Origin of the sequence: Streptomyces sp. NPDC127108 (assembly GCF_042677545.1) — a bacterium.
GTDB lineage: Bacteria > Actinomycetota > Actinomycetes > Streptomycetales > Streptomycetaceae > Streptomyces.
Genome location: NZ_JBHXTE010000087.1, coordinates 1 through 15062, shown reverse-complemented (window position 1 = coordinate 15062; position 15062 = coordinate 1). Strand labels below are relative to the sequence as shown.

The following is a 15062-nucleotide window of genomic DNA, read 5'->3' as shown; positions in this document are numbered from 1 at the left end:
GCCCCGGTGCTTCCCAGCACCGGGGCCCGCCCCTTCACGGCTTCTCGGCGTCGCTCAGGAGCGCGCCCGCCGCACGGCCTTACGCGGCCTGGTCGGCGGCCATCGCGTCACGCAGGCTCTTGGGCCGCAGGTCGGTCCAGTTCTGCTCCACGTAGTCCAGGCACTCCTGGCGGCCGGCCTCGCCGAACGCCACCCGCCAGCCGGCGGGGACCTCGGTGAACGACGGCCACAGGGAGTGCTGCTCCTCGTCGTTCACCAAGACGTAGAACTGGCCATCCGCGTCGTCGAACGGGTTGCTGCTCATGTCCACTCCATTTCAAGCCGTACACGATGACTTCCCGGCGGAAGCCGTTCGTTCCAGGTGCCGGCGGACAGAGTCCACCAGCCTCGTCATTGTCGGCCGCGGGCAAGCCCGGCGTCCAGACCCGGCTGCTCGCCGACGAATTGTCGGTATAGACCGGGGCGTACTGCGGTGGTCCCGTGAAGTATTCACTGCGACCGGATCAAAATTCCGTGAAAAATTTCGGTACCGCCATGGGCCCACCGTGACCGCGAAGTGCGCTCCCGAACCAACTCGGTTGGTTCTCCGACGGTCCTTGCGGGCCATACATAAGGTTCCCGGCGCGGTCGGCCCCGGTGTGCCGCTGTCCCGTGGACAGGACAGCCCGGTGCCGAAAGCCTGAATTGCCTGTAGTTTGTTGCGGGTTGTCGGGCGGTCAGGCCCGGCAGCGCCGGTGACACATCGATGAACTGCCAGATCAGCGATGTGGGGCGTTCAATAGGAAAGGGCGGACGGGGAGTTGTGGAAACACGGCACCCCGTCGCAAGAATCGAGGAATGGGGCGGCTCGAGTCATGTCATTGTCGGTGGTCCCCCTCGGCCTTCCCGGGCAACTGGGAACTTCCACTATAGGAGTAGTAGAGCCATGAGCGTCACGGCAGCACAAGGTTTTTCGGCCGCAGGCGTCGCGGCCGGAATAAAGAGCAGCGGAAATCCAGATGTGGCCCTGGTCGTGAACAACGGCCCGCGCCGGTCGGCCGCGGGCGTCTTCACCTCGAATCGGGTGAAGGCCGCCCCCGTGGTGTGGAGCGAACAGGTCCTGAGGGTGGGCGCGGTCAGCGCCGTCATCCTCAACTCCGGTGGCGCCAACGCCTGCACGGGCCCCGCGGGCTTCCAGGACACCCGGGCGACCGCCGAGAAGGTCGCGGCGAGCCTCGACGGGCACCGGGCGGGCGAGGTCGCCGTGGCCTCCACCGGCCTCATCGGCGTCCGGCTCCCGATGGACAAGCTGCTGCCGGGCGTCGAGAGCGCGGTCGCCGAACTCTCCGCGGACGGCGGCGAGGACGCAGCCGTCGCCATCAAGACGACGGACAGCGTGCACAAGACCGCGGTCGTCGAGGGGAAGGGCTGGACGGTCGGCGGCATGGCCAAGGGCGCGGGCATGCTCGCCCCCGGCCTCGCCACGATGCTCGTCGTCCTCACCACCGACGCCGACCTGGGCAACGACGTCCTGGACAAGGCGCTGCGCGCGGCGACCCGCGTGACCTTCGACCGGGTCGACTCCGACGGCTGCATGTCCACCAACGACACGGTGCTCCTGCTCGCCTCCGGCGCCTCCGGCGAGACCCCGGCGTACGCGGAGTTCGCCGACGCCGTCCGCACCGTCTGCGACGACCTGGCGCGCCAGCTCATCGGTGACGCCGAGGGCTCCTCCAAGGACATCCGCATCGACGTCGTGAACGCGGCCACCGAGGACGACGCCGTGGAGGCCGGGCGCTCCATCGCCCGCAACAACCTCCTCAAGTGCGCCATCCACGGCGAGGACCCCAACTGGGGCCGCGTCCTCTCCGCGATCGGCACCACCTCCGCGACCTTCGAGCCGGACCGCCTGAACGTCGCCATCAACGGCGTCTGGGTCTGCAAGGACGGCTCCATCGGCGCGGACCGCGCCGCGGTCGACATGTCAGGCCGTGAGGTCGTCATCACCGCGGACCTGGCGGCGGGCGCCCAGCGCGCCACGCTGTGGGCCAACGACCTGACGTCCGAGTACGTCCACGAGAACAGCGCGTACTCGTCATGAGGATCAGCACGCAGGAGCACCCCGCACTGGTCAAGGCGCAGTCCGTGATGGACGCGCTGCCGTGGCTCAACCGCCACCAGGGCAAGATCTGCGTCATCAAGTTCGGCGGCAACGCCATGATCGACGACGAGCTGAAGGCCGCCTTCGCCCACGACGTCGTCTTCCTGCGGCACGCCGGGCTCAAGCCGGTCGTCGTCCACGGCGGCGGCCCGCAGATCAGCGCCGCCCTCAAACTCCACAACATCGACAGTGAGTTCAAGGCCGGCCTCAGGGTCACCTCGCCCGAGGCCATGAACGTGGTCCGGATGGTGCTCGCGGGCCAGGTGCAGCGCGAGCTCGTCGGCCTCATCAACCAGCACGGCCCGCTCGCCGTCGGCCTCACCGGCGAGGACGCGGACACCATCACCGCGACCAAGCACTGGCCCGAGAACGAGGACGGCGAGAAGGTCGACATCGGCCGCGTCGGCGAGATCGCCGGGGTGGACCCCGGTGCCGTCGAGGCACTCCTCGCGGACGGCCGCATCCCGGTCATCTCGCCGGTGGCCCGCAGCGTCGACGACGACCACGTCTACAACGTGAACGCGGACACCGCCGCCGCCGCGATAGCCGCCTCCCTCGACGCCCACACGCTGGTCTTCCTCACCGACGTCGAGGGCCTGTACGCGGACTGGCCGCACAGCGACGAGGTCATCAGCAGGCTCAGCGCCAGCGAACTGGAGAAGATCCTCCCAGAGCTGGCCGACGGCATGGTCCCCAAGATGGCAGGCTGCCTGCACGCGGTCCGCAACGGCGTGGGCAGCGCGCGCGTCATCGACGGACGGGTCCAGCACTCGGTGCTCCTCGAGATGTTCACGCGCGAGGAGATCGGCACGCTGGTCATGCCGGACATCGAAGAGGATCTGCGATGAGCGGGGCCGTCGAAGAGGGGTCGCGATGAGCGCGCCCGGCACGGAGGGGATGGGATGAACGAGGCAACGAGCGACACCGGCGTCACCGGCGTCACGGGCGAAACCGCGGGGGAGCGCGGGAACACCAAGCTCACCGAGCGCTGGCAGGCGTCGCTGATGGACAACTACGGCACGCCGAGGGTGCCGTTGGTGCGCGGCGAGGGCGCCGCGTTCTGGGACGCCGACGGAAAGAAGTACCTCGACTTCCTCGGCGGCATCGCCGTCAACTCCCTCGGCACCGCGCACCCCGCCGTCGTCCGGGCCGTCAGCGAGCAGGTCGGCAGGCTCGGCCACGTCTCGAACCTGTTCATCGCCGAGCCGCCGGTGCGGCTCGCCGAGCGCCTGCTCCGGCTGACCGGGCGCTCCGGCCGGGTCTTCTTCGCCAACTCCGGCGCGGAGGCGAACGAGGCGGCCTTCAAGATCGGCCGCCTGACCGGCCGCCGCCGCATGGTCGCCACCGAGGGCGGCTTCCACGGCCGCACCATGGGCTCCCTCGCCCTCACCGGCCAGCCCCCGAAGCGCGCCGCGTTCGAGCCGCTGCCCGGCGACGTCACGCATGTGCCGTTCGGCGACGCCGACGCGCTGCGCGCGGCCGTCGACGAGGACACCGCGCTCGTCGTCATCGAGCCGATCCAGGGCGAGAACGGCGTGGTCGTACCGCCGCCCGGCTATCTGGCCGCGGCCCGCGAGATCACCCGGGCCGCCGGGGCGCTGCTCGTCCTCGACGAGGTGCAGACCGGCATCGGCCGCACCGGCCACTGGTTCGAGCACCAGGCGCACGGCGTCGAGCCGGACGTCCTCACCCTCGCCAAGGGCCTCGGCGGCGGCATGCCCATCGGCGCGACGCTCGCGTTCGGCCCGGCCGCCGAGCTGATGGCGCCCGGCGCGCACGGCACCACCTTCGGCGGCAACCCCGTCTCCTGCGCCGCCGCGCTCGCGGTGCTCGACACCATCCACGGCGACGGGCTCCTGGACCACGTGAAGCGGCAGGGCGAGGCGCTGCGGCGGGGCATCGAGGCGCTCGGGCACCCGCTGGTCGACCGGGTCCGCGGCGCCGGGCTGCTGCTCGGCATCGTCCTCACCGAGCCCTCGGCCGCGCGAGTGCAGCAGGCCGCCCAGGACGCGGGGCTCCTTGTGAACGCCGCCCTGCCGGACACCATCCGGCTCGCCCCGCCGCTGATCATCGGCGAGGACGAGGTGACGGCGTTCCTGCGCGCGCTGCCCGAGGTCCTGGACCGGGTGCGGCGCGAGGGCGGGGTCTGACACCGCCGCCCGGCACCGACCGAGCAGGCCGTCCACCAACCGGTGGGCGGCCTTCCGGTTTTTCCGGGCAAGGGGACGTCCGGCACCCGTCCGCAAGATCTACTGGCGCCTTCGTGGCCGCCGGGGAGCGCCAGCCTGAGCCATGTCCGCTTGCCATGGCGCCATCGTGATGCCATAGTGGCGTCATGGATCTCACGCCGTACGTCGACTACCTCCGCCGGGAGCTGTCCGTCGCAGCCGACGCGGACGGCGCGGAGGCGCGAGCCATGGCCGAGCGCCTCACCGCGCAGCTCGAGTCGGCGACCCGGCTCACGCTCCTGAGAGCCCTGTCCGACGCGGCGGGCGAGATCACCGGTGAACTGGCACCGGGCTCCGTGGACGTACGACTGCGCGGCCGCGAGCCCGAGTTCGTGGTGACGCCCGCCCCCGTCGACGACTGGTCCGACCGCGCCGCGCCCGAGGCGGTCCCGACCGGACCCGCCCCGGTGCGGGTGCCGCTCCCGGCCCTGTCCGCCGAGGACCACCGCACCACGGTCAGGATCAACCTCCGTCTGCCCTCCGGCCTCAAGCTGCGGGCCGAGCAGGCGGCGGCACAGGAGGGACTCTCGCTCAACGCCTGGCTCGTACGGGCGATATCGACGGCCCTGGAACCCGAGGAACGGACCGCCGCCCCTCATCCCGGCCCGCCGGGTGCCACCGGCCGCGGTGGCCACAGCTACACCGGCTGGGTCGGCTGAGCACCGCCCGCACCGCCGTGTCACCCTCCCTCAACCGTCCCACCAGCGGGGACGCCCGACAGACCCATAGGACGGGGCAGCCATGCCAACCTTCGACACCCCCGAGCCCATCTCTGTCGCCCTGCAGCTCAACGCGGGCCTCCTGCGCCTGACTGCGGGCGAGCGCGCCGAGACCGTGGTCGAGGTGAGCCCGAGCAACGGGCTGAGCCAGTCCGACCGCAGCGCCGCCGAACAGACCCGCGTCGAGTACGGCCAGGGCAGGCTGCTCATCAGGACCCCGCGTCGGCGCAGCCTCTTCGGCTCCGGTGGCTCCGTCGACGTGACGGTCGAACTGCCCGCCGGATCACGGGTGTCGGGTGACGCCACCATGGCCGACATCTACAGCGAGGGCGAGCTGGGGGAGTGCGAGTTCAAGACCGGGCACGGCCGGATCCAGCTGGAGCGGGCCGGACGGCTGCAGCTCAACAGCGGGTTCGGTGACGTCACCGTCGGCAGCGCCACCGGCGAGGCCGACATCCGCGTGGCCTCCGGCGACATCCGCATCGGCCGGATCGACGGCGTGCTGACCCTCAAGAACTCCAGCGGCGACACCGACATCGAAGAGGTCACCGGCCGTCTGCGGGCCACCGTCAACCGCGGCGACATCAGCATCGGCCGGGTGTACGACGACGTCACCGCGCGCTCCGTCACCGGGGACATCCGCGTCGGCGAGGTGACCCGCGGCCGCGTCGAACTGCGCGCAGCCGCCGGTGAGCTGGAGATCGGGGTGCGGAAAGGATCCGCCGCCTGGCTCGACGTGCACACCAAGGTCGGCAACGTACGGAACTCGCTCGGCGCGTCCGACGCGCCCGAACTGCCGGAAGAGGCCGTCGAGATCCACGCCGTCACCAGCCGCGGCGACATCGTCATACGCCGCGCCTGATCACGGCGCCTGACGGCAGCACGAGGGCGCGGTGGCCGACACCGCGCCCTCGCCGCGTTCTTGGGGACCCCGGCCATGACCGGGCCCCTGCGCCCTCCCGTCGGCCGGTTCTCCCGGCCAGAGCCCGTGATCAGGCGGTGGTACGCGGCCGAGTACCGCCCCGTACCGCCCGCGCGCCGCACACTCGCTGAGCGCGCACCCCGTACGCGCTGATCGCCGCCGCCCGCCCTCAGCAGGGCCGCCGCGGCCCCGACGCGTCACCTTCCCCCACCTTCCGTACCGCACCTTCCCCCACCTCCCGTACCGCGCGGCCTCGACCCGCGAAGCGTGTCCCCGCACGCCCTGAGACAGGCGAAATATCATGACTTACCAGTCACTGCGTCCCCTTCCGCTCACTGCCCTCGCCGACCGATGGGGCGCACCCCCGGCCCACTTCTGGCTCCGCGGCACCCGCCCGGAGCGGCCGGTGACCCTCGACGAGCAGACCGGGATCTGGCACGTGAACGGCTACCCGGAGGTCGTCGAGGTCTTCTCCGACCCCGTCACCTACTCGTCCGACACGGTCCGCCAACTCGCCCCGGACGCGCCGGACTACGAGAAGAACGGGCTGCTCACGCAGATGGACCCGCCCGGCCACCGCCGGCTCCGGCAACTGGTCGGCCGGGCCTTCACGCCCCGGCTGGTCGCGGGCCTCGCCCCTCGGATCAGCGCCCTGACCCATGAACTGCTCGACCGGGCCGACGAACGCGGCGCGCTGGAACTCGTCGACGACCTCGCCCACCCGCTGCCGGTGACCGTCATCGCCGAACTCCTCGGCGTCCCCGCCTCGGACCGCCCGCTGTTCCGGCAGTGGAGCGAGGAGATCTTCCCGCGCGAGCAGGGGCCGACGGCCGTGGACGCCGCCGGGGACGGGGGCAGCGGGGGCGGGGGTGACATCGGTGTGGACGAGGTCGCCGCCGCCCTCGATCTGGGGCGGCGCATGAACGAGTACTTCACGGAGCACGCCGACGACCGCAGGCGCCACCCGAGGGAGGACCTGCTGACCCTGCTCGTCCAGGCCGAGGTCGACGGCGAGCGGCTGTCCCCGGCGGCGCTCGGCAACTTCGCCCAACTGCTGCTCATCGCGGGGCACGTCACCACGACCATGCTGCTCGGCAACACGGTGCTCTGCCTGGACACCCATCCGGAGTACGGGGACGCGGTGCGGCGGGACCCGGCGGGGCTGCCGGCCGTGATCGAGGAGTCGCTGCGCCTGCTCACGCCGTTCCAGGTCTTCTACCGGGCCACGACCCGGGAGGTCGAGCTGGGCGGGCAGCGGGTGCCCGCGGGGCGGGCGCTCGCCCTGTGGGTCGGCGCGGCCAACCGCGACGAGCGGGTGTTCTTCGGCCCGGACGACTTCCGTCCCGGGCGCGACCCCAACCCCCACCTCGCCTTCGGCCGGGGCATCCACTTCTGTCTCGGGGCGCCGCTCGCGCGGCTCGAAGGGCGGATCGCGCTCGGCATCCTCCTGGACCGCTACCCGGACCTGCGGACCGACCCGGACAACCCGCCCGTCCTGATGGGGAACCCGGAGCTGACGGGCGCGCGGGAGCTGCCGCTGCTCACCGCGGGACGACCGGGACGCGCGGCGGCGTGACGTCGGCGGGGCCCTGATCCGCGGACGGTGGGGGCCGGTGGACGGTGAGGACCGGCGGACCGCGGACCGGGGCTCAGCCCGCGTCGCCCCGGGGGGACTTGCGGGGCTTGCGGGGGGCGCGGGGCGACGCCTTGCGGCAGGCGAGCTCGTCGTTCGACGCGACGAACTCGATGCCCGCCTGGGGCAGCTCGATCCCCGGTTGCGGGAACCCGGTCCCCGCCGGGGGCAGGCCGATGAGGGAGTGGACGACATCGTCGAGGCCGGCGCTGTGCACGGTGAGCCTCGTGGCCTCGATCGCCGCGTCGTCCAGGGCGTCGAGGACGGCGCGGAGCGCGGGCACGGTGCCGTCGCTCGGCAGGTGCAGGGCGAGCGCCTCGTGGTCGGGGGTGGCGAGGTCGAAGAGGGCGGTGGCTGATTCCAGTCCGCTCACGCTGGCGAATTGCAGCCGGATGAAACCGCCGGGCAGGCCGGTGCCGCCGAGGGCGGTCACCGGTGCCACGGGCGCCGGTGCGTGCCGCCGCGGGTCACGGGGCCGCTGCTCCCGCTCCGCGCGGGCGTGGCCGCCGGGGGCCGAGGTCACCACGAACTCGGGGTCGAGGCCGCGTAGTTGCACGGCCACCGAGCAGCCGGGCGCGAGGTCGCGGGTGATCTCCCCCATGGCGGCGGACAGGGCGTTGAGCAGGGTGAGCCGGGCCGCTGTCTCCAGGGGCGCGGTGAGTCGCTGGGCCAGGGCTCGGGCTTCGTCTCCGCCCGCGTCAGCGGCGACTGCGAGCTCGTGCCGGAAATCGTCGACGTATGGCGTGAGGTCCATGACGCCATGATGGCACAAATATGGCGCCATACAAGCGCCACTTTCTTCCGTCCTCGGCGCCTGACCGAATTCCGGTGCCTTGATGCCCGCTTGTCCCTGGCTGCGAATGCGTTGCCGCGAGTGGGCTGCCACCCAGGAAGGCTTCGCTGTCGCGAATGGAACGGTTCTTCGGAAGTCAAGGGTCGCAACGGCTACTGGCTGGAACTCGCTTGAGGATGGGCTACTGCAACCCATTCGGGCCTGAATGTGGCGATGGTGCGGACGGATGGGGGTGGCCTGGTGAAGCGCTGCTTCCGGGTGTCCGGGCGGGCGTGCTCGCGGTGCCACCCCTAGGTTCCGGCGGGCCCGAACGGGCACTCGAAAGGGTCGTTCGCCCGCTGTTGATCGCCCCGAAGGGGTGGTGCTGATGGGGGATGGTGGCGCGCTGGTGCCGAATGTGTGCCACGGTGGCTTGCCATGGCGCCATCGTGGTGCCATCGTACGGCTATGGATGCCACGCGGTACGTCGACGGGTTCTGGCCCCGCCCGTCGAGTCCCGCGGCGACGCGCATCGAGACCGCCGACGCGGTTCTCGCACTGTCCCCCTGTTCCTGACTACCCGACGGGAGTCCCTTTCGCCGTGGCTACCATCCTGTACAAACTGGGCCGCTTCGCCTTCCGGCGACGCGGTTTGATGGCACTGCTCTGGGTGCTGATCTTCGGCGGGGTGGGCTACGCTGCCTCGTCCGCGCCAACGCCCCCCGCCGACGCGTTCTCGATGCCGGGCACGGAGTCGCAGAAGGCGTACGACCTCCTCGAGGACAAGTTCCCGGACGCGAGCGCCGACGGCGCCACGGCCCGCGTGGTCCTGCGGGTCCCCGGTGGCGGCGACATCACCGCCGCGGGCGAGAAGGCCAAGGTCAACAAGGTCGTCGCCGAGCTCCGCAAGGCACCCCAGGTGGCGAGCGTCGGCGACCCCTACGCGGGCAACGCCGCCGTCAGCAAGGACAAGTCCACCGTCTATGTGTCCGCCACCTACAAGGTCGTCCAGACCAAGGTGAACGACAAGGCGCACGACGCCCTGGACAAGACGCTGGAGAACGCCCGCAAGAGCGGACTGAAGGCCGAGGCCGGCGGTGACGCCGTCAAGGTCGAGCAGTCCGTGGGCGGTTCCTCCGAGGCGATCGGCATCGCCGTCTCCGCGATCGTCCTGATCCTGACCTTCGGCTCGATGATCGCCGCCGGTATGCCCCTGCTCACCGCGCTCGTCGGTGTCGGCGTCGGCATCTCCGGCATCACCGCGATCGGCTCCACCGTCGGCCTGTCGTCCACGACCACGACCCTGGCCATGATGATCGGCCTCGCGGTCGGCATCGACTACGCCCTGTTCATCGTCTCCCGCTACCGCTCGGAGATCGCCGAGGGCCGTGAACGCCAGGACGCCGCCGGGCGGGCCGTGGGCACCGCGGGCACCGCCGTCGTCTTCGCCGGACTCACTGTCATCATCGCCCTGGTGGGCCTGGCCGTCGTGAACATCCCGATGCTCACCAAGATGGGCGCGGCCGCCGCGGGCACCGTCGCCATCGCCGTGTTCATCGCCATCACGCTGGTCCCCGCGCTCCTCGGCTTCGCGCCCGTCAAGGTGCTCGCCCGCAAGGACCGCGCGCTCCACAAGGGCAAGCCGCTGTCGGAGAAGAAGCAGCGCAAGGCCGAGGAGCGGGCCCGCAAGCAGCAGCAGCCGAACCTCGGTGCCCGCTGGGCGCGCTTCATCCTGCGCCACCCGGTCGCCGTCCTGCTCCTCGCCGTCGTGGGCCTCGGCGCGGTCGCCGTACCCGCCGCGAGCATGAAGCTCGGCCTGCCCAGCGAGGGCACCATGGCGCCGGACACCACCCAGCGCAAGGCGTACGACATGATGTCGGACTCCTTCGGCAAGGGCTTCAACGGGCCGCTGATGGTGACCATCGAGGGCAAGAACGTGAAGGCCGAGGCCGAGACCGTGCGCAAGCGCATGGAGAAGGAGCCCGGCGTCGAGTCGGTCGGCCCCGCCGCGCCCAACAAGGCCAACGACACCGCCATCGTGAACGTCGTGCCCAAGACGGGCCCGGCCGAGGACGAGACCAAGGATCTGGTCAAATCCCTCCGAGGGGTGGCAAAGGACATCGAGGCCGACAAGGGGCCCGAAATCCTGCTCACCGGTCAGACGGCCATGTTCATCGACTTCTCCAAGACCCTCGACGACGCGCTCCTGCCCTATCTGGGCACGGTCGTCGGCCTGGCCTTCCTCCTGCTGATGCTGGTCTTCCGCTCGATCCTGGTGCCCCTGAAGGCGGCGCTCGGCTTCCTGCTCTCGGTGGCCGCCGCGCTCGGCGCCGTGGTGGCGGTCTTCCAGTGGGGCTGGCTCGCGGACGTCTTCGGCGTCGACCAGCCCAGCCCGATCATGAGCACGATGCCGGTCTTCATGATCGGTGTGGTCTTCGGCCTCGCGATGGACTACGAGGTGTTCCTGGTGACGCGGATGCGCGAGGCGTACGTCCACGGCATCGAGCCGCGCGAGTCGGTCGTCACCGGCTTCCGGTACGGCGGGCGGGTGGTCACCGCGGCCGCGATCATCATGATCAGCGTCTTCTCCGGCTTCATCATGGAGGAGAACGACCTGGTCAAGATGATCGGCTTCGGTCTCGCCGTCGCCGTCCTCTTCGACGCCTTCATCGTCCGCATGACCATCGTGCCCGCCCTGTTCGCCCTGCTCGGCAAGTCGGCGTGGTGGCTGCCGAAGTGGCTCGACTGGCTGCTTCCGAACATGGACGTCGAGGGCGAGAAGCTGTCCCGGCGCCTCGCCGCTCAGCAGCAGGTGCCGCCGCAGCAGCGCCGGCCCGAGCCGCAGTACCGGGGCTGACGCACGAACTCCTTGGGCGGGGACGGACCTATAGCACCAGGAGTGGCCCACGGCCAGGCCTGAGGCGAAAGAGCTGTCCCGGGGCGGGCCGACGCGGTCGCACGTGCCGCCGTCGGCCCGCCTTCGCCCTGCCCGTGCGGCGGGTCAACGTACGCTGCCCGAGAGGGTGTTGAAGCGGGGGGGCCCCCCGGGCCCCCCCCGGGGCGCCCCCCGGGTGGGTGGGGGGGGGGGGGGGGTAGATCACCCGGCCGGGTTGGGGTTGTGCCGGGGGGGCCCCCCGCCCCCCCGGGGGGGCCCCCCCCGCTTCGTGGTGTGCGAGGGGCGCGGAGAATTCCCGGCGGCGTGTCCTGGTGGCCGGGACGAAACAGAGGGCGTGCCGGGTCTCGTGCGCGCCCCTCGGTGGCGTCGAGCGCGGTCGGGACCGCCCTGGAAGAAGGCGATCCGTCGAGCGGTCTGCCTCTGCGCCAGAAACCCTGTTCCGGCGCCGATCCCGGGTCTAACGTCGGCCTGAAGAGCACAAACGCACCGGGCGCAGTGCCCGGATCACGTCAAAGGAAGGGTGTGGTGCCACTGTGGCTCGCCGTGGCGCCATGAGTGTGCCATGATGGCAGCATGGATCTGACGCCGTACGTGGCCGCTCTCCGGCACGAACTCGCGGTCGCCACCGAAGCGGGCGACGAGAGTGCCCGCGCGCTCGCCGAGCGGCTGGCCGCGACGCTGGAGGCCGCGACCCGGCTCGCCCTGCTCAACGCGCTGTCCGACGCCACGCGGGAGATCACCCTCGAACTCGCGCCCGGCTCGGTCGACGTGCGGCTGCGGGGACTCGACCCCGACTTCGTCGTGACCCCGCCACCCGGCGGCGAGCCGTTCGCGCAGCGCCCCGACCGGAGCGCTTCCGACCGGCTCACGGCCCGGCCCGTGCCGCGCCCCGCGGTGGAGCCGGAGGACGGCAGCGCCTCACGGATCAACCTCCGCCTCCCGGCGCGGCTGAAGCTCCGGGCCGAGCAGGCCACGGCGGCGGAAGGGGTCTCGCTCAACTCCTGGCTGGTGCGGGCGGTGTCGGACGCCCTGGAGCCGGACGGGAACCGCGGATCGGTGGCGTTCACATAGACCCCACGGACCGCTCCCGGCCGACCGCCGCCTGACGCCGAAGACAGCCGTCCCGCCAGTGGGGACGCCCAGCAGAGTCACGAGGATGGGACACCCTTGCCTACTTTTGACACCCCTGAGCCGATCACTGCCACGCTCCACGTCGAGCTGGGCGTCGCCCACATCACCGCGGGCGAGCGCCCCGTCACCGTCGTCGAGGTGCGCCCCCGCACCGAGGGCGACGAGGCCGACCTGCGGGCCGCCCGGGACACCAGGGTCGACTTCGGCCGGGGCCGCCTGACGATCCGTACGCCCAAGGCCGCCGCCCGGCGCGGCGACTCCGGGTCCGTCGCCATCGAGATCCGGCTGCCGAGCGGCTCCCGCGTCAACGGCGCCGCGGCCACCGGCGACTTCACCGGCGACGGCACGCTCGGCGAGTGCATGCTGACCACCATGGACGGCGACATCCGTCTGGACCGCACGGGACCGGCGCGGCTGCGCACGGAGCGCGGCGACGTCACCGCCCGGCACATCGACGGCATGGCCGAGATCATCACCGGCTCCGGCCAGGTGCGCGTCCACGAGATCGACGGCGCCGCCGAGATCAAGAACTCCAACGGCAACACCTGGATCGACCAGGTCACCGGCGAACTGCGGCTGAAGGTGGCCAACGGCAACATCTTCGTCGGCCGGGCGCACGCGGACGTCGCGTCCAAGTCCGCCAACGGCGACACCCGCATCGAGCAGGTCGCCCGCGGCCGCGTCGACCTGCAGACCCAGACGGGCGACCTGGAGGTCGGCATCAACCTGGGCACCGCCGCCTGGCTGGACGTCAACTCCCAGGCCGGCACCGTCCACAACTCACTCGGTGCCTCCGAAGCCCCCGGCAAGGGCGCGCAGACCGTGCAGGTCCGCGCCCGCACCGGCGCCGGCGACATCGTGATCCGCCGCGCACAGCCCGTGTGACACGGCACCGCAGCACGCAGGACGACCCGCGCAGTCCGCAGGACACAGCACGGCCTTTGAAACACCAACGGAAATGAGAAGGGGCACGATGACCGCCACCACCCAACCGACCGGGGCATCCAAGGGGATCACCGCCCTTGGGCTGCGCAAGTCGTACGGCGAGAAGGTCGTACTCGACGGCGTCGACCTGCAGGTCACCCCGGGCACGATCTTCTCCCTGCTCGGTCCCAACGGCGCGGGCAAGACCACCACCGTGCAGATCCTCTCCACGCTGATCAGCGCGGACGAGGGCCAGTGCACGGTCGCCGGGCACTCCCTCGAGCAGGACCCGGACGCGGTGCGCTCCGAGATCGGTGTCACCGGGCAGTTCGCGGCGGTGGACGGTCTGCTGACCGCCGAGGAGAACCTCTTCCTGATAGCCGACCTGCTGCACCTGGACAAGGCCGAGGGCCAGCGTCGCGCGGCCGAGCTCCTGGAGCGTTTCGACCTCACCGAGGTCGCGAAGAAGTCCGCGTCGGAGTTCTCCGGCGGTATGCGCCGCAAGCTGGACCTGGCGATGACCCTCGTGGGCAAGCCCAGCATCATCTTCCTGGACGAGCCGACGACGGGTCTGGACCCGCGCAGCCGCCGCACGATGTGGGACATGATCCGCGACCTCGTCGCGGGCGGCACGACCATCTTCCTGACCACGCAGTACCTGGAAGAGGCCGACCAGCTCGCCGACCGGATCGCGGTCCTCGACGGCGGCAAGATCGTGGCCGAGGGCACCGCGGACGAGCTGAAGCGCCGCATCCCCGGCGGCTACATCAAGCTCCAGTTCAACGACGCCACCCACCACGACGCCGCGGCCCGCACCCTCCCGCAGGCCACGCGCGACGACGAGGACCTCACGCTGCAGATCCCCAGCGACGGCAGCATCCCCGCCCTGCGCGGCGTGCTGGACGGCCTGGAGCGCTCGGGCATCCATGCCGAGGCGTTGACGGTGCACACCCCCGATCTCGACGACGTGTTCCTGGCCCTGACGGGTCAGGGCCGTAAGTCCACCTCTGACGTGAACAGCGCGACCGCTGTGAAGGAGGCTCAGCGATGAGCACCAACTCGTATGCCGTGCGTGACTCGATGACGATGCTGCGCCGCAACCTCAAGCACGCGCAGCGCTATCCGTCGATGACGATCTCGGTCGTCGCGATGCCGATCCTGATGCTGCTGCTGTTCGTGTACGTTTTCGGCGGGGCGCTGGGCGGCGGGATCGACATTCCCGGGGTCGGCGGGGGCGGGGACCGCGGTGACTACACCAACTACGTCACGCCCGGCATCCTGCTGATGGCGATCACCTCGGGTGCGGTGTCCACGGCGGTGGCGGTGTGCTCGGACATGACCGAGGGCATCATCAACCGGTTCCGCACGATGGCGATCTCGCGGGCCTCGGTGCTGGTCGGGCATGTGGTGGGCAATGTGGTGCAGACGCTGATCAGCCTGGTCCTGGTCATCGGTGTGGCGCTGGCGGTGGGCTTCCGTCCGAACGCGAATGTGGTGGAGTGGGTGGCCGCGATCGGTTTGCTGGTCTTCCTGGCCTTCGCGCTGGCGTGGATCTCGGCGGCGATCGGTCTGGGCTCGGACAGTGTGGAGACCGCTTCGAATGCGCCGATGCCGCTGACGTTCCTGCCCTTCCTGGGCTCGGCGGTGGTGACGCCGGACTCGATGCCGGCGGGGATCCGCTGGTTCGCCGAGTACCA

General features: G+C 71.3%; 12 protein-coding genes and 1 pseudogene. 11 read left to right on the top strand and 2 right to left on the bottom strand.

Going from position 1 to position 15062, the window contains the following annotated elements; all coding sequences use genetic code 11:
- Positions 1-79: 79 nt before the first annotated feature.
- The gene (locus ACFVHO_RS39930; protein WP_190118303.1) at positions 80-304 is read right to left on the bottom strand and encodes an MbtH family protein; all 225 of its coding nucleotides are present in this window, start codon (positions 302-304) and stop codon (positions 80-82) included.
- A gap of 621 nt (positions 305-925) precedes the next feature.
- Between ACFVHO_RS39930 and argJ the strand changes: the two genes are divergently transcribed.
- The 6 genes from argJ to ACFVHO_RS39900 all read left to right on the top strand — a co-directional run bounded on the left by argJ (position 926) and on the right by ACFVHO_RS39900 (position 7585).
- Positions 926-2080, top strand: coding sequence for a bifunctional glutamate N-acetyltransferase/amino-acid acetyltransferase ArgJ (gene argJ, locus ACFVHO_RS39925; protein ID WP_385725446.1), 1155 nt, complete (start codon positions 926-928; stop codon positions 2078-2080).
- Entirely contained in the window at positions 2077-2988 is a 912-nt protein-coding gene (gene argB / locus ACFVHO_RS39920) for an acetylglutamate kinase (protein ID WP_385725445.1), read from the top strand. Before argJ ends, argB begins: the two co-directional genes overlap by 4 nt.
- 54 nt (positions 2989-3042) lie before the next feature.
- Positions 3043-4290, top strand: coding sequence for an acetylornithine transaminase (locus ACFVHO_RS39915; protein WP_385725444.1), 1248 nt, complete (start codon positions 3043-3045; stop codon positions 4288-4290).
- Between the two features lie 185 nt (positions 4291-4475).
- Positions 4476-5027 (top strand): toxin-antitoxin system HicB family antitoxin, encoded by a 552-nt coding sequence (locus tag ACFVHO_RS39910; protein ID WP_385725443.1) that lies wholly within the window; start codon positions 4476-4478, stop codon positions 5025-5027.
- An 82-nt stretch (positions 5028-5109) separates the two neighbouring features.
- Positions 5110-5949 (top strand): DUF4097 domain-containing protein, encoded by an 840-nt coding sequence (locus tag ACFVHO_RS39905; RefSeq protein ID WP_385725442.1) that lies wholly within the window; start codon positions 5110-5112, stop codon positions 5947-5949.
- A gap of 361 nt (positions 5950-6310) precedes the next feature.
- The gene (locus ACFVHO_RS39900; RefSeq protein WP_385725441.1) at positions 6311-7585 is read left to right on the top strand and encodes a cytochrome P450; all 1275 of its coding nucleotides are present in this window, start codon (positions 6311-6313) and stop codon (positions 7583-7585) included.
- A 466-nt stretch (positions 7586-8051) separates the two neighbouring features.
- Here the strand turns inward: ACFVHO_RS39900 and ACFVHO_RS39895 are convergent.
- Positions 8052-8396 (bottom strand): annotated as a pseudogene (locus ACFVHO_RS39895) (hypothetical protein); the annotation flags it as partial.
- 619 nt (positions 8397-9015) lie between these two features.
- Between ACFVHO_RS39895 and ACFVHO_RS39890 the strand changes: the two are divergent.
- The 5 genes from ACFVHO_RS39890 to ACFVHO_RS39870 all read left to right on the top strand — a co-directional run.
- Positions 9016-11271: an MMPL family transporter gene (locus ACFVHO_RS39890; RefSeq protein WP_385725440.1), complete on the top strand. Its 2256-nt coding sequence runs from the start codon at positions 9016-9018 to the stop codon at positions 11269-11271.
- A 612-nt stretch (positions 11272-11883) separates the two neighbouring features.
- Positions 11884-12381 carry a hypothetical protein gene (locus tag ACFVHO_RS39885; RefSeq protein WP_385725439.1) on the top strand — a complete coding sequence of 166 codons (498 nt, stop codon included), beginning with the start codon at positions 11884-11886 and terminating at the stop codon, positions 12379-12381.
- A 96-nt stretch (positions 12382-12477) separates the two neighbouring features.
- Positions 12478-13326, top strand: a complete 849-nt coding sequence (locus tag ACFVHO_RS39880) for a DUF4097 domain-containing protein (RefSeq protein WP_385725438.1) — start codon at positions 12478-12480, stop codon at positions 13324-13326.
- 88 nt (positions 13327-13414) lie between these two features.
- A complete protein-coding gene (locus tag ACFVHO_RS39875; RefSeq protein WP_385725437.1) occupies positions 13415-14416 on the top strand; it encodes an ATP-binding cassette domain-containing protein in 1002 nt (333 codons plus the stop codon).
- On the top strand, positions 14413-15062 hold a 650-nt coding region (locus ACFVHO_RS39870), incomplete at its 3' end, for an ABC transporter permease (RefSeq protein ID WP_385725436.1). The genes ACFVHO_RS39875 and ACFVHO_RS39870, both read left to right, overlap by 4 nt.